General features: G+C 57.1%; 19 protein-coding genes and 1 pseudogene. 12 read left to right on the top strand and 8 right to left on the bottom strand.

Annotated features, from left to right (window positions below; genetic code table 11):
* The first annotated feature begins 44 nt into the window (after positions 1–44).
* The 4 genes from AB1E37_RS06685 to AB1E37_RS06700 all read left to right on the top strand — a co-directional run bounded on the left by AB1E37_RS06685 (position 45) and on the right by AB1E37_RS06700 (position 2,537).
* Positions 45–470, top strand: a complete 426-nt coding sequence (locus AB1E37_RS06685; RefSeq protein ID WP_002913637.1) for a GNAT family acetyltransferase — start codon at positions 45–47, stop codon at positions 468–470.
* Positions 457–906: a DUF2919 domain-containing protein gene (locus tag AB1E37_RS06690; RefSeq protein ID WP_002913635.1), complete on the top strand. Its 450-nt coding sequence runs from the start codon at positions 457–459 to the stop codon at positions 904–906. The genes AB1E37_RS06685 and AB1E37_RS06690 overlap by 14 nt, the downstream gene beginning before the upstream one ends.
* Before the next feature lie 61 nt (positions 907–967).
* Positions 968–1,543 carry an RpoE-regulated lipoprotein gene (locus tag AB1E37_RS06695; RefSeq protein ID WP_032447831.1) on the top strand — a complete coding sequence of 192 codons (576 nt, stop codon included), beginning with the start codon at positions 968–970 and terminating at the stop codon, positions 1,541–1,543.
* Positions 1,544–1,637: 94 nt separating this feature from the next.
* Positions 1,638–2,537, top strand: a complete 900-nt coding sequence (locus AB1E37_RS06700) for a Dyp-type peroxidase (RefSeq protein WP_004145614.1) — start codon at positions 1,638–1,640, stop codon at positions 2,535–2,537.
* 194 nt (positions 2,538–2,731) lie between these two features.
* Here the strand turns inward: AB1E37_RS06700 and AB1E37_RS06705 are convergent.
* Positions 2,732–2,976 (bottom strand): annotated as a pseudogene (locus AB1E37_RS06705) (endonuclease domain-containing protein); the annotation flags it as partial.
* Between the two features lie 200 nt (positions 2,977–3,176).
* Here AB1E37_RS06705 and cysP point away from each other — a divergent pair.
* From cysP to cysM, 5 genes are all read left to right on the top strand, one after another.
* Positions 3,177–4,193 (top strand): thiosulfate/sulfate ABC transporter substrate-binding protein CysP, encoded by a 1,017-nt coding sequence (gene cysP / locus AB1E37_RS06710; protein WP_004185040.1) that lies wholly within the window; start codon positions 3,177–3,179, stop codon positions 4,191–4,193.
* On the top strand, positions 4,193–5,026 hold the full coding sequence (gene cysT / locus AB1E37_RS06715) for a sulfate/thiosulfate ABC transporter permease CysT (protein ID WP_002913626.1): 834 nt from the start codon (positions 4,193–4,195) through the stop codon (positions 5,024–5,026). The genes cysP and cysT overlap by 1 nt, the downstream gene beginning before the upstream one ends.
* A complete protein-coding gene (cysW, locus tag AB1E37_RS06720; protein WP_002913625.1) occupies positions 5,026–5,901 on the top strand; it encodes a sulfate/thiosulfate ABC transporter permease CysW in 876 nt (291 codons plus the stop codon). Before cysT ends, cysW begins: the two co-directional genes overlap by 1 nt.
* The gene (gene cysA / locus AB1E37_RS06725) at positions 5,891–6,985 is read left to right on the top strand and encodes a sulfate/thiosulfate ABC transporter ATP-binding protein CysA (protein ID WP_002913623.1); all 1,095 of its coding nucleotides are present in this window, start codon (positions 5,891–5,893) and stop codon (positions 6,983–6,985) included. The genes cysW and cysA overlap by 11 nt, the downstream gene beginning before the upstream one ends.
* A 118-nt stretch (positions 6,986–7,103) precedes the next feature.
* Entirely contained in the window at positions 7,104–8,015 is a 912-nt protein-coding gene (gene cysM, locus AB1E37_RS06730; RefSeq protein ID WP_004145610.1) for a cysteine synthase CysM, read from the top strand.
* Here cysM and AB1E37_RS06735 read toward each other — a convergent pair.
* Both AB1E37_RS06735 and ptsJ read right to left on the bottom strand, forming a co-directional pair.
* On the bottom strand, positions 8,012–8,407 hold the full coding sequence (locus tag AB1E37_RS06735; RefSeq protein WP_004209729.1) for a nuclear transport factor 2 family protein: 396 nt from the start codon (positions 8,405–8,407) through the stop codon (positions 8,012–8,014). The genes cysM and AB1E37_RS06735 overlap by 4 nt on opposite strands.
* 140 nt (positions 8,408–8,547) lie before the next feature.
* Complete coding sequence (ptsJ, locus tag AB1E37_RS06740) at positions 8,548–9,846, bottom strand: transcriptional regulator PtsJ (protein WP_002913617.1); 1,299 nt, start codon at positions 9,844–9,846, stop codon at positions 8,548–8,550.
* A gap of 82 nt (positions 9,847–9,928) precedes the next feature.
* On the opposite strand from ptsJ, the gene pdxK reads away from it, so the two are divergent.
* Positions 9,929–10,795 carry a pyridoxine/pyridoxal/pyridoxamine kinase gene (gene pdxK / locus AB1E37_RS06745; RefSeq protein WP_004174917.1) on the top strand — a complete coding sequence of 289 codons (867 nt, stop codon included), beginning with the start codon at positions 9,929–9,931 and terminating at the stop codon, positions 10,793–10,795.
* Positions 10,792–11,031, top strand: coding sequence for a hypothetical protein (locus AB1E37_RS06750; RefSeq protein ID WP_002913605.1), 240 nt, complete (start codon positions 10,792–10,794; stop codon positions 11,029–11,031). Before pdxK ends, AB1E37_RS06750 begins: the two co-directional genes overlap by 4 nt.
* A 41-nt stretch (positions 11,032–11,072) precedes the next feature.
* Here AB1E37_RS06750 and crr read toward each other — a convergent pair whose 3' ends face one another.
* The 5 genes from crr to cysZ all read right to left on the bottom strand — a co-directional run bounded on the left by crr (position 11,073) and on the right by cysZ (position 15,944).
* Entirely contained in the window at positions 11,073–11,582 is a 510-nt protein-coding gene (gene crr, locus AB1E37_RS06755) for a PTS glucose transporter subunit IIA (RefSeq protein ID WP_000522253.1), read from the bottom strand.
* A gap of 42 nt (positions 11,583–11,624) precedes the next feature.
* Positions 11,625–13,352, bottom strand: a complete 1,728-nt coding sequence (gene ptsI / locus AB1E37_RS06760) for a phosphoenolpyruvate-protein phosphotransferase PtsI (protein ID WP_002913506.1) — start codon at positions 13,350–13,352, stop codon at positions 11,625–11,627.
* 44 nt (positions 13,353–13,396) lie between these two features.
* A complete protein-coding gene (gene ptsH / locus AB1E37_RS06765) occupies positions 13,397–13,654 on the bottom strand; it encodes a phosphocarrier protein Hpr (protein WP_002913505.1) in 258 nt (85 codons plus the stop codon).
* Positions 13,655–14,034: 380 nt separating this feature from the next.
* A complete protein-coding gene (gene cysK / locus AB1E37_RS06770) occupies positions 14,035–15,006 on the bottom strand; it encodes a cysteine synthase A (RefSeq protein ID WP_002913498.1) in 972 nt (323 codons plus the stop codon).
* Positions 15,007–15,182: 176 nt separating this feature from the next.
* Entirely contained in the window at positions 15,183–15,944 is a 762-nt protein-coding gene (gene cysZ, locus AB1E37_RS06775) for a sulfate transporter CysZ (protein WP_004174922.1), read from the bottom strand.
* A gap of 230 nt (positions 15,945–16,174) precedes the next feature.
* Here cysZ and zipA point away from each other — a divergent pair, with 230 nt between their 5' ends.
* Complete coding sequence (gene zipA, locus AB1E37_RS06780) at positions 16,175–17,236, top strand: cell division protein ZipA (RefSeq protein ID WP_004180822.1); 1,062 nt, start codon at positions 16,175–16,177, stop codon at positions 17,234–17,236.
* Positions 17,237–17,302: the final 66 nt, after the last annotated feature.

Here is a 17,302-nt window from a genome sequence, read left to right on the forward strand (position 1 = left end):
CGCGCCATAATCACTGTTTTTAACCGTCAATGGTGGGGAATACCATGGAGATTCGCGTTTTTCGCCAGCAGGATTTCGAAGAGGTTGTGACGCTGTGGGAGCGCTGCGATCTGCTGCGCCCGTGGAACGATCCGGAGATGGATATTGAGCGCAAGCTGAATCACGACGTCAGCCTGTTTCTGGTGGCGGAAGTGAATGGCGAAGTGGTCGGCACGGTGATGGGCGGATATGACGGTCATCGCGGATCGGCCTATTATCTCGGCGTCCATCCGGAATATCGCGGCCGGGGTATCGCGAACGCGCTGCTCAACCGTCTGGAGAAAAAGCTGATTGCCCGCGGCTGCCCGAAAATCAACATTATGGTCCGTGAAGACAATGATGTGGTGCAGGGAATGTACGAGCGGTTGGGCTATGAGTACGCCGATGTCCTGACCCTGGGCAAGCGCCTGATCGAAGATGAAGAATACTGAGTTTATCCCCGCCGATTTTGATGCCCATGGCCGTCTGCGCCTGCCTTTGCTTTTCTGGTGCGTGCTGTTGTTGCAGGCCCGCACGTGGGTGCTGTTTTTGATGGCCGGCGCATCGCGCCAGCAGGGCGACGCGATTCTTAATCTGTTCTATCCCGATCACGAGCGCTTCTGGCTTGGTTTACTGCCAGGCGTGCCGGCGGTGCTGGCCTTTCTGCTTAGCGGCTATCGTCAGCGCCTGCCGCGCCTGTGGCGGGCGATGCGCTGGCTGCTGGTGCTATCGCAAGTGCTGCTGTTGCTGTGGCAGCCGATGCTATGGCTGAGCGGCGAATCTCCCTCCTCGTTGACCATTGCGCTGCTGGTCGCGGATGGCTATGCCCTGTGGTGGCTGTTAACCAGCCGTCGCCTGGGCGCCTGTTTTCACCAGACCACCTTTTAATGGCACTTTTTGCCGATCGTGAACTCCAACATGCGTTGAATGACTCAGAAAGGATTGAGATATGAAATCGCTACGTGTAATGCTCTGTGCGCTTCCGCTGGCGCTGACCGGCTGCTCCACGATGAGCGCAGTCAACTGGTCGGCGGCCTATCCGTGGAACTGGTTTGGCGCTTCCACCGAGGTGACCGAGCAGGGAGTGGGTAAACTGACGGCTTTCACGCCGCTCAATGAACAGGCGATTAGCGATGCGCTGGGCAGCGACTACCGTTTACGCAGCGGAATGAAGACCGATAAGGGCAATATCGTCCACTACTTTGAAGCGCTGAAAAACAACAGCGTGGCGCTGACCATCAATGGCGACAACGGTGCTATCAGCCGGATTGACGTGCGTGATGCGGATATCAAAACCGCCAGCGGCGTGAAAATCGGCACACCGTTTAGCGACCTGTACAGCAAAGCCTTCGGCAACTGCCAGAAAGGCAGCCATGACAACGGGGCGGTCGTCGAGTGTCAGGCCGAGGGGAGCCAGCATATCAGCTATGCCTTCACTGGCCACTGGAGCGGTCCGGACGAGCTGATGCCCTCCGACGATACGCTGAAAAACTGGAAGGTCAGCAAGATTATCTGGCGTCGCTAAATTGATCTGAAGAGACACGACAGCTCTGAAAAACGGTTACAATGGCGCGTTAGCAACGCGACAGCGTTGTGGTTGCATCATTTCAGGAGGAGCGATGTCTCAGGTTCAGAGCGGCATTTTGCCGGAACATTGCCGCGCGGCGATTTGGATTGAAGCCAATCTCAAAGGGGACGTTAACGCCCTGCGCGAAGCGAGCAAAATTTTTGTCGATAACGTGGCCACCTTCCAGGCTAAATTCCCCGACGCCAAACTCGGTGCGGTGGTGGCGTTCGGCAATAACGTCTGGCGTCAGCTGAGCGGCGGCGAAGGGGCGGATGAGTTAAAAGATTTCCCGGTCTATGGCAAAGGGCTGGCGCCGTCCACCCAGTATGACCTGCTGATTCATATTTTATCCGCCCGTCATGAAGTTAACTTCTCGGTGGCGCAGGCCGCGCTGGCCGCCTTTGGCGACGCTATCGACGTGAAAGAAGAGATCCACGGCTTCCGCTGGGTGGAAGAGCGTGACCTCAGCGGCTTCGTCGATGGCACCGAAAACCCGGCGGGGGAAGAAACCCGCCGCGAAGTGGCGGTCATTAAAGACGGCGTGGATGCGGGCGGCAGCTACGTGTTCGTCCAGCGCTGGGAGCATAATCTCAAACAGCTGAACCGCATGAGCGTGCCGGATCAGGAGATGATGATCGGCCGTACTAAAGACGCTAACGAAGAGATCGATGGCGATGAACGTCCGGTCACGTCGCACCTGAGCCGCGTGGACTTAAAAGAAGATGGCAAAGGGCTGAAAATCGTCCGTCAGAGCCTGCCGTACGGCACCGCCAGCGGCACCCATGGCCTCTATTTCTGCGCCTACTGCGCGCGCCTGTATAACATCGAGCAGCAGCTGCTGAGCATGTTTGGCGATACCGACGGTAAACGCGACGCGATGCTGCGCTTCACCAAACCGGTGACCGGCGGGTATTACTTCGCGCCGTCGCTGGAGCGTATCCAGGCGCTGTAATTTTTCCCCTCACCCTAACCCTCTCCCCAAAGGGGAGAGGGGACGGTAAGGTGCGGCTATGGGATCTGCGTGCGGATTCTTTTACTCCCTCTCCCTCAGTCAGAGGGGAGGGGTGAGGGCATCGGCGACTCAGGCGCTTCAAGTATCCCCTCCATCACCGCATCACCATGCTCTTCAAACTCAATATTCCAGAAGCGTAAAACTCGCCATCCCTCGCTCTGTTGCCAGCGGGTGCGGCGTCATCGTGTTGGCCGCCGTCTAGTCCAATCGCCAGCCGTATTGCGCAGCAGGCGAAATCGAGAATATAGGGGCCAACGGGGTGCTGACGGCGAAACGTGTCGCTAGCAAAACGGCGGTTGCCCAGTAAGTACCCTGGTCGACGTTCTGCGGGCGTTAAGCTACGTCTGAGCTGACGAGCAAATATCTGTGTGTTTTTCATATAAACACAGTGCACGCCTGGCTGCCGTTTGTCACAATGACCCGTCTAATCTGCGAGCCGCTTTCAGCTAAGCTTTGCCAGTTGCTTATTCCCTTTTCGACTTCCAAATCGCCAAACGGTATATAAAACCGTTACTCCTTTCGTACCCGTTATAAATATGATGATCATCAGAAAATGTTCAACGTTGATAAGGGTGCGCAATGGCCGTTAAATCACTGAAAAAAGGATATCTGGCGCTGGCGGCTTCCATGCTGCTGGTGGCGCAGACGCAGGCGACGGAGCTGCTGAACAGCTCCTATGATGTCTCCCGCGAGCTGTTTGCCGCCCTTAACCCGCCTTTTGAGCAGCAGTGGGCGAAAGACAATGGCGGGGACAAGCTGACCATCAAGCAGTCGCATGCCGGTTCATCCAAGCAGGCGCTGGCTATTTTGCAGGGCCTGAAGGCGGACGTGGTCACCTACAACCAGGTGACGGACGTGCAGATCCTGCATGACAAAGGCAACCTGATCCCGGCCGACTGGCAAAGCCGTCTGCCGAACAACAGCTCACCGTTCTATTCGACGATGGGTTTCCTGGTGCGTAAAGGCAATCCGAAAAACATTCATGACTGGAACGACCTGGTTCGCTCTGACGTTAAGCTGATCTTCCCGAATCCGAAAACCTCGGGTAACGCCCGATACACCTACCTGGCGGCATGGGGCGCGGCGGATAAAGCTGATGGCGGCGATAAAGCTAAAACCGAACAGTTTATGACTCAGTTTCTCAAGAACGTCGAAGTCTTTGACACCGGCGGGCGCGGAGCGACCACCACCTTCGCCGAGCGCGGCCTCGGCGATGTGCTGATTAGCTTCGAATCGGAAGTGAATAATATTCGCAAGCAGTATGAGGCGCAGGGATTTGAAGTGGTTATCCCGAAAACCAACATTCTGGCGGAGTTCCCGGTAGCCTGGGTCGATAAAAACGTCAAAGCCAATGGCACGGAAAAGGCGGCGAAAGCCTACCTGAACTGGCTCTATACGCCACAGGCGCAAACTATCATTACCGACTACTACTATCGGGTAAACAACCCGAAAGTGATGGATGCTCTGAAGGATAAATTCCCGCAGACCGAGCTGTTCCGCGTGGAAGATAAGTTTGGCTCCTGGCCTGAGGTAATGAAAACCCACTTCGCCAGCGGCGGCGAACTGGACAAACTGCTGGCGGCGGGGCGTAAGTAATGTTTGCTGTGTCGTCCAAGCGCGTGCTGCCGGGCTTTACCCTGAGCCTTGGCACCAGCCTGCTGTTTGTCTGTCTGATTTTGTTATTACCGCTCAGCGCGCTGGTGATGCAGCTGGCGCAGATGAGTTGGGCGCAGTACTGGGATGTGATCACCAACCCGCAGGTGGTGGCCGCCTATAAGGTGACGCTGCTGTCGGCGTTTGTGGCCTCGATTTTTAACGGCGTCTTTGGTCTGCTGATGGCCTGGATCCTGACCCGCTATCGTTTTCCGGGCCGCACGCTGCTGGATGCCTTAATGGACCTGCCGTTTGCGCTGCCGACGGCGGTAGCCGGTCTGACCCTGGCCTCGCTGTTTTCGGTGAACGGTATTTACGGGGAATGGCTGGCGAAGTTCGATATTAAAGTCACCTATACCTGGCTCGGCATCGCCGTGGCGATGGCCTTCACCAGCATCCCGTTTGTGGTACGCACCGTGCAGCCGGTGCTGGAAGAGTTGGGGCCCGAGTATGAGGAAGCGGCGGAAACGCTGGGCGCCACGCGCTGGCAGAGTTTCCGCAAGGTGGTGCTGCCGGAGCTGTCGCCGGCGCTGCTGGCGGGCATTGCTCTGTCGTTTACCCGCAGCCTCGGCGAATTCGGCGCGGTGATTTTTATCGCCGGCAACATCGCGTGGAAGACGGAAGTAACGTCGTTGATGATCTTTATTCGTCTGCAGGAGTTTGACTATCCGGCGGCGAGCGCCATCGCCTCGGTGATCCTGGCCGCCTCACTGCTGCTGCTGTTTTCCATCAATACCCTGCAGAGTCGCTTTGGTCGACGCGTGGTAGGTCACTAATGGCGGAAGTTACTCAATTGAAACGCTACGACGCGCCCCGTATCAACTGGGGAAAATGGTTTCTGATTGGCGTCGGGATGCTGGTCTCCGCCTTCATCCTTGTGGTGCCGATGCTCTACATCTTTATCCAGGCCTTCAGCAAAGGATTGATGCCGGTGCTGGAAAACCTGGCGAACCCGGACATGCTGCATGCCATCTGGCTGACGGTGATGATTGCGTTGATTACCGTACCGGTGAACCTGGTGTTCGGTACCTTGCTGGCCTGGCTGGTGACACGTTTTACCTTTCCGGGGCGCCAGCTGCTGCTGACGTTGCTGGATATCCCGTTCGCCGTCTCGCCGGTGGTGGCCGGTCTGGTGTATCTGCTGTTTTACGGCTCTAACGGTCCGCTGGGCGGCTGGCTTGACGCGCATAATCTGCAAATCATGTTCGCCTGGCCGGGCATGGTGCTGGCGACCATCTTTGTTACCTGTCCGTTTGTGGTGCGTGAGCTGGTGCCGGTGATGATGAGTCAGGGCAGTCATGAAGATGAGGCCGCGGTGCTGCTGGGCGCGTCCGGTTGGCAGATGTTCCGCCGGGTGACGTTGCCCAATATTCGCTGGGCGCTGCTGTACGGCGTGGTGCTGACCAACGCCCGCGCCATCGGCGAATTTGGCGCGGTGTCGGTGGTTTCCGGCTCGATCCGCGGCGAAACGCTGTCGCTGCCGCTGCAAATTGAACTACTGGAGCAGGATTACAACACCGTCGGCTCGTTTACCGCCGCCGCCCTGCTGACGTTAATGGCTATTCTGACCCTGTTTTTAAAGAGTATGTTGCAATGGCGTCTGGCCAATCAGAAAGAACGCGCGCAACAGGAGGGAAATCATGAGCATTGAGATTGCCAATATTAAGAAATCGTTTGGTCGCACCCAGGTGCTGAATGATATCTCGTTGGATATCCCTTCCGGACAAATGGTTGCGCTGCTGGGGCCCTCGGGCTCCGGAAAAACCACCCTGCTGCGAATTATCGCCGGTCTGGAGCATCAGACCAGCGGTCATATCCGCTTCCACGGTACCGACGTCAGTCGGATGCACGCTCGCGACCGTAAAGTGGGCTTCGTTTTCCAGCACTATGCGCTGTTCCGCCATATGACGGTGTTCGATAACATCGCCTTTGGCCTGACCGTGCTGCCGCGCCGCGAACGCCCCAATGCGGCGGCGATTAAAGCCAAGGTGACCAAACTGCTGGAGATGGTGCAGCTGGCCCATCTGGCGGATCGCTATCCGGCGCAGCTGTCCGGAGGCCAGAAGCAGCGCGTGGCGCTGGCGCGCGCCCTGGCGGTGGAGCCGCAAATTTTGCTGCTGGATGAACCTTTCGGTGCGCTGGATGCGCAGGTGCGTAAAGAGCTGCGCCGCTGGCTGCGTCAGCTGCATGAAGAGCTGAAATTCACCAGCGTGTTCGTCACCCACGATCAGGAAGAGGCGATGGAAGTTGCCGACCGGGTGGTGGTCATGAGCCAGGGCAACATCGAACAGGCCGATGCCCCGGAGCGCGTATGGCGTGAGCCGTCTACCCGTTTCGTGCTGGAGTTTATGGGGGAAGTGAACCGCCTGCAGGGGGTCATCCGCGGTGGACAGTTCCACGTCGGCGCCCACCGCTGGCCGTTAGGCTATACCCCGGCATACCAGGGGCCAGTGGACCTGTTCCTGCGCCCGTGGGAAGTGGACATCAGCCGGCGGACCAGCCTGGATTCGCCGCTGCCGGTGCAGGTCCTGGAGGCCAGTCCGAAAGGGCACTACACCCAATTAGTCGTCCAGCCTCTGGGGTGGTATGACGAACCGCTGAGCGTGGTGTTAACGGGCGACGAGGCGCCGTCCCGCGGCGAACGGCTGTTCGTCGGGCTGCAAAACGCGCGTTTGTACAACGGTACCGAGCGTATCGAGCCGCGCGGCGAGCTTGCTCTGGCGGAGTCGGCCTGATAGCTTAAATCCATGTGCTTTTGCCGGGTGAGGCTCTGCTTACCCGGTCTGGAATTATCACGCGTCTGCCAGGCCGGGTAAGCGAAGCGCCGCCCGGCTTTTTTATTGAGTAAAAATCGTGAATACACTCGAACAAACCATCGGCAATACCCCTCTGGTCAAACTTCAGCGTCTGGGACCGGACAACGGCAGCGAAGTCTGGGTCAAACTCGAAGGCAATAATCCGGCCGGCTCGGTGAAAGATCGCGCCGCGCTGTCAATGATCGTTGAAGCGGAAAAGCGCGGCGAAATTCAGCCCGGAGACGTGCTGATCGAAGCGACCAGCGGCAACACCGGTATTGCGCTGGCGATGATCGCCGCGCTGAAAGGCTACCGGATGAAGCTGCTGATGCCCGACAACATGAGCCAGGAGCGTCGGGCCGCGATGCGCGCTTACGGCGCCGAGCTTATCCTGGTCAGCAAAGAGCAGGGGATGGAGGGTGCCCGCGACCTGGCTCTGGAGATGGCCCAGCGCGGCGAAGGCAAACTGCTCGATCAGTTTAACAACCCGGATAACCCCTACGCCCACTACACCACCACCGGCCCGGAAATCTGGCAGCAGACCGCGGGGCGTATCACCCACTTTGTCTCCAGTATGGGGACCACTGGCACCATTACCGGCGTGTCACGTTTTCTGCGTGAACAGAGTAAACCGGTGACCATTGTTGGCCTGCAGCCGGAGGAGGGGAGCAGTATTCCCGGGATCCGCCGCTGGCCGGCAGAGTATATGCCGGGGATCTTTAACGCTTCGCTGGTGGATACGGTGCTGGATATTCATCAGCAGGATGCCGAGAACACCATGCGTCAGCTGGCGGTGCGGGAAGGCATTTTCTGCGGCGTCAGTTCGGGCGGCGCGGTAGCGGGCGCGTTACGCATAGCCCGCGAAAATCCTGGCGCGGTGGTGGTGGCGATCGTCTGCGATCGCGGCGATCGTTACCTTTCCACCGGCGTGTTCGGCGAAGAACACTTTAGCCAGGGGGCGGGCATTTAATCATCAAGCAGGTCGGTGCCGTAGGAGTTATCGACGGTGCACAGCCAGCGTTCGCCCTGCTTCTGAAAGACATAGGTGGCGCGTCGCGTAACCTGGGATATCCCGTCCGCCGTCGGGATATCCAGCCGGGTCTCCATAATCACCAGCGCATTGCCGCCGCCTTCAATAACCTCCATTTTCCCCTGAGTCACCACCAGTCGGTGCTGGAAATAGTCGGCAATGGCGATAAAGGCTTTGCGGATATTCTCTTTCCCTCTGACCACCATGCCCGGTTTGACGACCAGCGCGGCGTCTTCTGCGTAATAACTCATCAGGGTATCGTAATCTTCCTGCGAGATAGCGCGATCGCAGGCTTCAATGACCGCTTTCAGTGCCGGGTCAGCGTTATGCATCTCTGGTGCTCCTTGTTGTGAGCGATTTGTCCGCCTCGGCGATCAGGGCATGCAGGTAAGACTAGCCTGCTGTCGTTTATTTTTCATTAATTTGTCGGCAGCTGCCATCACTCCCCGATACGTTCGGTGGACTGCCTGCGTCAGGGGGCGTCTAAGGCCTGCGCAATATCGGCCGCCAGGCGGGAAATCTCAGCGTCACTCAGACGGCCCAGCGACAGGCGTAGCCCGTGGGAGGGCGTACGGATGCCAAACACCTCTCCCTCCCGGACCAGCCAGCCGGCGCGGGCCAGGCGTAAGGCGTAGGGCTGGCTCGCCGCTGGCAGCGGCAGCCAGAAATTGAGGCCATCCCCTGGCGTAGCATGGCTGAAGCCGTGCCGGGCCAGCGCCGCCGCCAGTTTCTCATTCTGCTGGCGATAGTGACGACGGGTCTCCGTCATCGAGGCGATAAACGCCTCGTCGGTCAGGCAGGCCAGCGTCAGGTCCTGCAGCAGATGGCTGACCCACTGGCTGCCGGCGTTAAGCCGCAGGCGCAGCGCCGCTGAAGTAGCGGCATCGCTGGCGATAAAGGCCAGCCGTAGGTCTGGTCCGAGGGTTTTTGACATCGAGCGCACCAGCGCCCAGCGTTGGGTGCTTGCAGGAAGAGGGGAGTGCCATGGCGTGGCCGACAGCAGGGCAAAATGGTCATCAACAATCGCCAGTACCTGCGGATAGCGGGCTAGCACCTCCCGCAGGGCATGCGCCCGGGTTTCCGTCAGGCTACAGCCGGTAGGATTATGCGCGCGCGGGGTTAAGATCACCGCCCGTGCGCCGTTGCGTAACGCCTCCTCCAGGCCGTCAGGATCCATCCCTTCGGCATCCACCGCCACCGGGCAGGGGGTAAAACCGGCGTAACGCACCATATTGATGCTGCTGAGAAAACAGGGATCTTCCACCACAACGCCGTCGCCGGGGAGCAGCAGAGCGCACAGCAGGCGCTCCAGGGCGTCTATCGCCCCGCTGGCGAGATTCACCGCAAAGGGAACGGCTATCTCTCTGGCAAACCACGCCTCGGCCCATTGGCCAAGCCGCGGCTCGATGGGCGCATCGCCATACAGGCGGGGCGTGCGGGCAATCTGGCCCAGATAGCGGGGTAAATCAGGCAGTCTGGCCGGATCCGGATTGCCGCTGGAGATATCGTTCAGCGGGGTCGTTGGGTCACCTCCCTCCAGCGCCGGCAGTGTGTCCCGCGCTTTAATGGCTGTACCGTTGCGTCCCTGACTGACGGCCAGCCCGGAGGTCACCAGCCGTTTATAGGCGGCGGCGACAGTGTTGCGATTCACTGCAAGCTGGCTGGCGAGTTCACGTACCGGCGGCAGAACCTCTCCGGGCTGCAACCCGCCGCTCTGCACCAGATGGCGGATGTTATCGAAGATTTCGCTGGCGGTTTTTCCGGCTAACATTATTGACCTATGACAAAATGGAATTTAGCATAGGACGAATCATAATCAGTGCGTGACCCGCTGTCCAGCGGGGGGAGAAAAGATGGGCCAGCAGGATGATATACAATCAGTGCTCTTTCACGACAAAAGCCGGGCGTCGGAAGTGGATATCGTCGCCGTGCAGTCGCAGGTAGTCTATGGCAGCGTCGGCAACAGCATCGCGGTTCCGGCGATTAAACAGCATGGTCTGCGCGTGCTGGCGGTGCCGACGGTGCTGTTCAGTAATACGCCCCATTATGAGACGTTCTATGGCGGCATTATTCCGGAAGAGTGGTTTGTCGGGTATCTGCAGGCGCTGGAGGAGCGCGACGCGCTGCGCGAACTGCGTGCGGTCACCACCGGCTATATGGGCAGCGCTGTGCAAATCGAACGCCTGGCGCAGTGGCTGACGCGCGTACGGGCCCGCCATCCCGGGTTATGCATTCTGGTGGATCCGGTCATCGGCGATGTCGACAGCGGCATCTATGTCAAGGCTGAGATCCCGGACGCCTATCGTCAGCACCTGCTGCCGCTGGCGCAAGGGATCACCCCCAATCTGTTCGAACTGGAGACGCTGAGCGGCCAGCGCTGTCGCGATCGGCAGGAGGCGGTCGCCGCGGCGCGAAGCCTGCTGTCGGACACCCTCAAATGGGTGGTGATCACCAGCGCGCCGGGAGAGGCCGATTCGACGATCAATGTGCTGGTGGTGACGGCCGATGCAGTGGAAGTGGTGGTTCACCCGCGGGTGGAGACAGACTTAAAAGGAACCGGCGATCTGTTCTGCGCGGAGCTGGTGAGCGGGTTGCTTTCCGGCCTGGCGCTGGGGGCAGCGACGCAGGCTGCTGCCCAGCGCGTGCTGGAGGTGATGAACTGGACTGCCGCCCAGGGTTGTGACGAATTGATCCTACCGCCGCTGGAGCAAAGCAGATGAAAAGCTATCGGTTAGTGATCCGCCAGCAGGGACGCATTGTTGGTCATTTTGATACGACAGGTGAGGCGGCGCTGGAGGATGCCTGCGTGGCGCGGTCGCTGTTCGGCCTGGCCGGTGGATATCAGTGCGAACTGCTGGTCGCTGACAGCGAGCGGCGAATTCTGGAGAGCACCCCGGAGGGATTGCGCGTCTTGTCTCGCGAGAAGTGCTATCGACCGGTAACCTGCGCGGTATAAAAAAAATGGCGCCTTTCGGCGCCATTTTTATGCAGCAAGCATTACTTCTTGATGCGGATTACCGGGGTTTCACCCACGGTCACGCTACCGGACAGTTTGATCAGCTCTTTGATCTCGTCCATGTTGGAGATAACCACCGGCGTCAGAGTCGACTTGGCTTTCTCTTCCAGCAGCGGCAGATCAAATTCGATAACCGGATCGCCGACTTTCACGCGCTGACCTTCTTCAGCGATGCGCTTGAAGCCTTCGCCTTTCAGTTCAACGGTATCAATACCGAAGTGAACGAACAGCTCGATGCCGCTATCAGATTCAATAGAGAACGCGTGGTTGGTTTCGAAAATTTTACCAATGGTACCGTCTACCGGCGCGACCATTTTGTTGCCAGTCGGTTTGATGGCAATCCCATCGCCCACAATTTTTTCCGCAAAAACCACATCCGGCACGTCTTCAATGTTGACGATCTCACCGGAGAGGGGAGCAACAATCTCAATAGTTCCGGTGTCTTTCTTGTCATCAGAAACCAGAGATTTCAATTTATCAAACAAACCCATGATCTTCTCCTAAGCAGTAATTTGGGCCGCGCATCTCGTGGATTAGCAGATTGTTTTTTCTTCAATGAACTTGTTAACCAGCGTCATTAACTCGTCCGTTGTCGGTTGAGCAAGAGCCTGCTCTGCTAATACTTTCGCATCTTCGAAGTTCGTATTACGAATAATCTTCTTGATGCGCGGGATGGAAATGGCGCTCATAGAGAATTCGTCCAGCCCCATACCCAGCAACAGAAGTGTAGCACGTTCATCGCCCGCAAGCTCACCGCACATGCCAGTCCATTTACCTTCAGCGTGAGAAGCATCAATAACTTGCTTAATCAGATTCAGTACAGACGGTGACATCGGCTGGTAAAGATGTGAAATCATATCATTACCACGGTCAACTGCCAGAGTATATTGCGTTAAATCATTGGTGCCGATACTAAAGAAATCAACTTCTTTGGCCAGATGACGAGCAATAGTCGCCGCAGCCGGTGTTTCCACCATCACGCCGATCTCAATGGATTCGTCAAATGCTTTACCTTCGTCACGCAGTTCCTGTTTGTAGATTTCGATCTCTTTCTTCAGCGCACGCACTTCTTCAACAGAGATGATCATCGGGAACATAATGCGCAGCTTACCGAAAGCGGAGGCACGCAGGATGGCGCGAACCTGGTCGCGCAGGATCTCTTTACGATCCATCGCAATACGCACGGCACGCCAGCCGAGGAACGGGTTCTCTTCTTTCGGGAAGTTCATGTACGGCAGCTCTTTGTCGCCGCCGATATCCATGGTACGGACGATAACGGCCTGAGAGCCACAGGCCTCAGCCACCGCTTTATAAGCCGCAAACTGTTCTTCTTCAGTTGGCAGCGCGTCACGGTCCATGAACAGGAATTCGGTACGATACAGGCCTACGCCTTCGGCGCCGTTGCGCTCAGCACCTTCGACATCGCGAACGGTACCAATGTTGGCGCAGACTTCAACCTGATGGCCGTCGAGGGTAATCGCCGGCAGATCTTTCAGTTTCGCCAGTTCGGCTTTTTCTTCCGCAACCTGAGCCTGCAGACTACGCAGCGCTTCAATTTGCTCGTTAGACGGGTTGATCAGAACCTGGTTGTTCACCGCGTCGAGAATCAGATAGTCGCCATTTTTCACCTGCGCCGTGATGCTGCCGGTGCCCACGATGGCCGGCAATTCCAGGGAACGCGCCATGATAGAGGTGTGGGAGGTACGACCGCCCGCATCGGTGATGAAACCCAGCACTTTTTTCAGGTTCAGCTGTGCGGTTTCAGACGGGGTCAGATCGGCGGCGACGAGGATGACTTCATCCTGAATCGCACTCAGATCGATGATTGCCAGACCAAGGATGTTGCGCAGCAGGCGCTTACCGATATCACGTACGTCAGCCGCACGTTCTTTCAGGTATTCATCATCCAGCTCTTCCAGGGCAGTGGCCTGACCGTCGATAACTTCATTGGCTGCCGCGTCGGCAGTCATGTGCTTATCTTTAATCAGGGCTATGATTTCCTGCTCAAGCTCCTCATCTTCCAGCAGCATAATATGCCCTTCGAAGATGGCTTCTTTTTCTTCACCGAAAGTTTCACCAGCTTTGGTTTTGATGACCTCCAGCTGGGCGGAGGCCTTGGCGCGGCCGCTCAGGAAACGTTCGACTTCCTGATCAACCTTATCGGCAGAAATTTTCTTCCGGTCGATGACAATTTCATCTTCCTTCAGCAGCAATGCTTTGCCGAAGGCGATACCCGGGGATGCTAAAATGCCTGAAATCATAACCCTACCTTACTTGTGACTGATATGAAAAAGAACCCGTGAACTTACTCGAGTTCAGCCATCAGTTTAACCAGATGCTCAACAGCTTTCTGCTCATCTTCGCCTTCAGCGGAGAGGGTCACTACGGTGCCCTGGGTCAGGCCCAGAGTCTGCAGTTTGAACAGGCTTTTGGCGCTGGCGCTTTTGCCGTTGGAGGTTACAGTGATCTCAGAAGTGAAGCCTTTAGCTTCTTTAACAAACTGAGCAGCAGGGCGGGTGTGCAGACCGTTCGGAGCGGTAATGGTAACTTCTTGCTGGAACATTATATTTCCCCAACTTATAGGTTTAGTGTTGTGGACCTAAAGTCTAGTCTAACGACTCGACTTTAGCCTGTATTGTTAGCGCCGGCGTTACGTTTCCGGCCTTGGCGTCGGCAGCGCCTGGCGCTGCGAAGACCTGCGGGCCATTGACGTCTAGCACGTCATTAAACATTATGCCGCGAAAGGAAGACTTGAACCAAATCATAAAATCGATTCAGCTGGCGGAAATCCTCTTCTGAATAATTTCGCGCATCAAAATAAATGTGCTGGTTAAATACCAGACCCTACGAGGTGAATCAATGCCAGGAGGGGTAAAACTTTGACGTGCGCCACAAAAAAGCACCCGAAAAGGTGCTTTTTTACACATTATTTACAAGCTGGCACTACTGTTGCAGCTCTTTCTCAGTGAAGAGATCGGCGAACAGCGCGGTGCTTAAATAACGCTCACCTGAGGAAGGCAGGATAACCACAATATTCTTATTGGTAAAGGCCTCATCTTCCTGCAGCTTCAGCGCGGCGGCAACGGCGGCCCCGGAAGAGATACCCGCCAGGATGCCTTCTTCTTCCATCAGGCGGCGCGCCGTGGAGATAGCTTCCTCGTTGGTAATGCCGATCACTTTGTCGACCAGCTTCAGATCCAGGTTGCCAGGAATGAAGCCGGCGCCGATACCCTGAATTTTGTGCGGACCCGGCTTGAGCTCTTCCCCCGCCAGCGCCTGGGCGATCACCGGGGAATCGGTCGGTTCAACGGCGACGGTGATCAGATCTTTTTTACCTTTGGTGTTTTTGATATAGCGGCTGACGCCGGTCAGCGTTCCGCCGGTACCTACGCCGGAGATAAACACATCCACCTGACCATCGGTATCTTCCCAGATTTCCGGGCCGGTAGTCTTCTCGTGGATTTCCGGGTTAGCCGGGTTGCTGAACTGCTGCAGCAGCAGGAATTGTTCCGGGTTGCTGGCGACAATCTCTTCCGCTTTCTGGATAGCGCCTTTCATGCCTTTGGCGCCTTCGGTCAGCACCAGGTTGGCGCCCAGGGCTTTCAGCAGCTTACGACGCTCGATGCTCATGGTTTCCGGCATGGTTAGCGTCAGTTTGTAGCCGCGGGCCGCCGCCACGTAGGCGAGGGCGATACCGGTGTTGCCGCTGGTCGGCTCGACCAGTTCCACGCCAGGTTTCAGAACGCCGCGCTTTTCAGCATCCCAGATCATATTGGCGCCGATACGGCATTTTACGCTAAAGCTCGGGTTACGAGATTCTACCTTTGCCAGGATACGGCCATTACCGATGCGGTTCAGTCGTACCAGCGGCGTATGACCGATAGTCAGGGAGTTGTCTTCAAAAATCTTACTCATGGCCCGTCCTTAACTGTATGAAATTTGGGGGTACGGCATCAGCATACCCGCTTAAAGAATATGCGGAAGTAAGGATTTAGCATATCTATATGCGGAAGGGAAATAATGATAAGCAAGAAGGAATAAGCGCGATATAAGGGAGCGGCCTTTGCCGCCCCCAAGTGAAGGTGTTACCGCTATTTCCAGCTGGCGTGTCTATCGCGATAGCAATCGACCCACATGGCGGTGGCGCCGCAGATAGCCACCGGAAGGATCACCAGGTTTAACACCGGGATCATTGTGAACAGGCTGGTGAGCGCCCCAAACTGCATATTCATCACTTTGCGACTGCGCAGCGCTTCGCGCATGGTTTTGAAGGGAACCTTGTGATTATCAAAGGGATAATCACAGTATTGAATCGCCAGCATCCATGCGCTGAACAGGAACCAGAGTACCGGGGCTACCGTCTGCCCAACGCCGGGAATAAAGTAGAGCAGCAACAGCACGATGGCGCGCGGCAGATACCAGGCCAGCTTCTGCCACTCACGCTTCATAATCCGCGGAATATCTTTCATGATGCCAAAGACGCCGACGTCCGGCGGGGTAGCGCCGGTCAGGCGCGCTTCCAGCTGTTCCGCCAGCAGGCCGCTGAACGGCGCGGCTATCCAGTTGGCGATCGTCGAAAAGAAGTAGCCAAACACCAGCAGGATTGAGAGCACTACCACCGGCCACAGCAGGTAGTTTAGCCACTGCAGCCAGTCCGGCACATGGCTCATCAGCGAGGGGATCCAGCTGCCGAGACGGGTAAACAGCCACCAGAAGGCAGCGCCCATCAGCAGCACGTTAACCAGTAAAGGCAGGAAGACATATCGCCGTATGCCCGGCAGCCCGATGAGTTTCCAGCCCTGCGAAAAATAATAAACGCCGCTGCGCGGGGTCGGTGCGGATGATGAAACCATAGCCAGGCATTGCTCCTTTTTTAACATCCGGTGTGAATGCTCGCTTATTTTATCGGGTCGTCAGACAATAACCAGTTAGGAAATGTTCGAAAAAACAGCAAAAAGCACGATTTAGTTCATCTTTATGTGGTGAAAGCGACCGACGCACTTGCACTTGAGGTAATCGGCAAATACTCTTAGTGAGTAAATGTTTGCCGTGGTGGCAAGGTGTTAGAACAACAGAGAATATAATGATGCAGGATTTGCGTCTGATATTAATCATTGTTGGCGCGATCGCCATAATCGCTTTACTGGTACATGGTTTCTGGACCAGCCGTAAAGAACGTTCTTCGATGTTTCGCGATCGCCCACTGAAACGTATGAAGTCGCGCGACGATGAGTCGGAAAACGACGACTTTGATGATAATGTTGAAGGCGTAGGAGAAGTCCGCGTTCATCCGGTGACTCACGCCCCGCACGGCGCGCATGGGGAGCATGAAGCCCCTCGTCAGGCGCCGCAGCACCAGTACCAGCCGCCTTACGAGCGCCAGATGCAGCAGCCTGCGCGTCCTGAAGAACCGGTTCGCCAGCCGCCGCAGCCGCCGCGCCAGGCCCCGGTTCCACCGCAGCAACAGCCTGCGCCGCATGCGGCTCCGCAGACTGGCTGGCAACAGCCGCAACCTGCGCAGCCGCCCGTACAACCGCAACACCAGCCGCAGCCTGTTGTGCAGCAGCCTGTCGCGCCGCAACCGGTGACGCCGACCGTCGCTCAGCCGCAGCCAGCCGCCCCGCAGCAGCCTGCGCCACAGCCTGTTGCCGCGTCGCAGCCCGCCGTCGCGGAACCGCAGCCGGTAGAGCCGCAGCAGCCCGCCGCGCCGCAGCCGAAAGAGCGCAAAGAGACGGTCATTGTGATGAACGTCGCCGCGCATCATGGCGCCCAGCTTAACGGTGAAGTGCTGATCAACAGTATCCAGCAGGCCGGCTTTAAGTTTGGTGAAATGAATATTTTCCACCGCCACCTAAGTCCGGACGGCAGCGGTCCGGTGTTGTTCAGTCTGGCCAACATGGTGAAACCGGGAACCTTCAATCCGGACAGCATGGCGGATATGATGACCCCTGGGGTGACTATCTTTATGCAGGTCCCTTCCTACGGCGATGAACTGCAGAACTTCAAGCTGATGCTGCAGTCTGCGCAGTATATCGCTGACGAAGTGGGCGGCGTGGTGCTTGACGATCAGCGTCGCATGATGACGCCGCAAAAACTGCGTGAATACCAGGATCGTATTCGCGAAGTGAAAGACGCGAACGCCTGACGTTCCGCGTTAACTCAATCCTTTCTCAACCCCCGCCTGTCGGGGGTTTTTTATCATTGATGGTGT

This window comes from Klebsiella sp. Shm-1 (assembly GCF_040804525.1).
GTDB classification, from domain to species: domain Bacteria; phylum Pseudomonadota; class Gammaproteobacteria; order Enterobacterales; family Enterobacteriaceae; genus Klebsiella; species Klebsiella pneumoniae.

Excerpts from the sequence above, each read along its gene's own strand:
- AB1E37_RS06685 (WP_002913637.1), top strand. The coding sequence starts at position 45 with ATGGAGATTCGCGTTTTTCGCCAGCAGGATTTCGAAGAGGTTGTGACG.
- AB1E37_RS06690 (WP_002913635.1), top strand. The coding sequence starts at position 457 with ATGAAGAATACTGAGTTTATCCCCGCCGATTTTGATGCCCATGGCCGT.
- AB1E37_RS06695 (WP_032447831.1), top strand. The coding sequence starts at position 968 with ATGAAATCGCTACGTGTAATGCTCTGTGCGCTTCCGCTGGCGCTGACC.
- AB1E37_RS06700 (WP_004145614.1), top strand. The coding sequence starts at position 1,638 with ATGTCTCAGGTTCAGAGCGGCATTTTGCCGGAACATTGCCGCGCGGCG.
- cysP (WP_004185040.1), top strand. The coding sequence starts at position 3,177 with ATGGCCGTTAAATCACTGAAAAAAGGATATCTGGCGCTGGCGGCTTCC.
- cysT (WP_002913626.1), top strand. The coding sequence starts at position 4,193 with ATGTTTGCTGTGTCGTCCAAGCGCGTGCTGCCGGGCTTTACCCTGAGC.
- cysW (WP_002913625.1), top strand. The coding sequence starts at position 5,026 with ATGGCGGAAGTTACTCAATTGAAACGCTACGACGCGCCCCGTATCAAC.
- cysA (WP_002913623.1), top strand. The coding sequence starts at position 5,891 with ATGAGCATTGAGATTGCCAATATTAAGAAATCGTTTGGTCGCACCCAG.
- AB1E37_RS06735 (WP_004209729.1), bottom strand. The coding sequence starts at position 8,407 with ATGCATAACGCTGACCCGGCACTGAAAGCGGTCATTGAAGCCTGCGAT.
- ptsJ (WP_002913617.1), bottom strand. The coding sequence starts at position 9,846 with ATGTTAGCCGGAAAAACCGCCAGCGAAATCTTCGATAACATCCGCCAT.
- pdxK (WP_004174917.1), top strand. The coding sequence starts at position 9,929 with ATGGGCCAGCAGGATGATATACAATCAGTGCTCTTTCACGACAAAAGC.
- AB1E37_RS06750 (WP_002913605.1), top strand. The coding sequence starts at position 10,792 with ATGAAAAGCTATCGGTTAGTGATCCGCCAGCAGGGACGCATTGTTGGT.
- crr (WP_000522253.1), bottom strand. The coding sequence starts at position 11,582 with ATGGGTTTGTTTGATAAATTGAAATCTCTGGTTTCTGATGACAAGAAA.
- ptsI (WP_002913506.1), bottom strand. The coding sequence starts at position 13,352 with ATGATTTCAGGCATTTTAGCATCCCCGGGTATCGCCTTCGGCAAAGCA.
- ptsH (WP_002913505.1), bottom strand. The coding sequence starts at position 13,654 with ATGTTCCAGCAAGAAGTTACCATTACCGCTCCGAACGGTCTGCACACC.
- cysK (WP_002913498.1), bottom strand. The coding sequence starts at position 15,006 with ATGAGTAAGATTTTTGAAGACAACTCCCTGACTATCGGTCATACGCCG.
- cysZ (WP_004174922.1), bottom strand. The coding sequence starts at position 15,944 with ATGGTTTCATCATCCGCACCGACCCCGCGCAGCGGCGTTTATTATTTT.
- zipA (WP_004180822.1), top strand. The coding sequence starts at position 16,175 with ATGATGCAGGATTTGCGTCTGATATTAATCATTGTTGGCGCGATCGCC.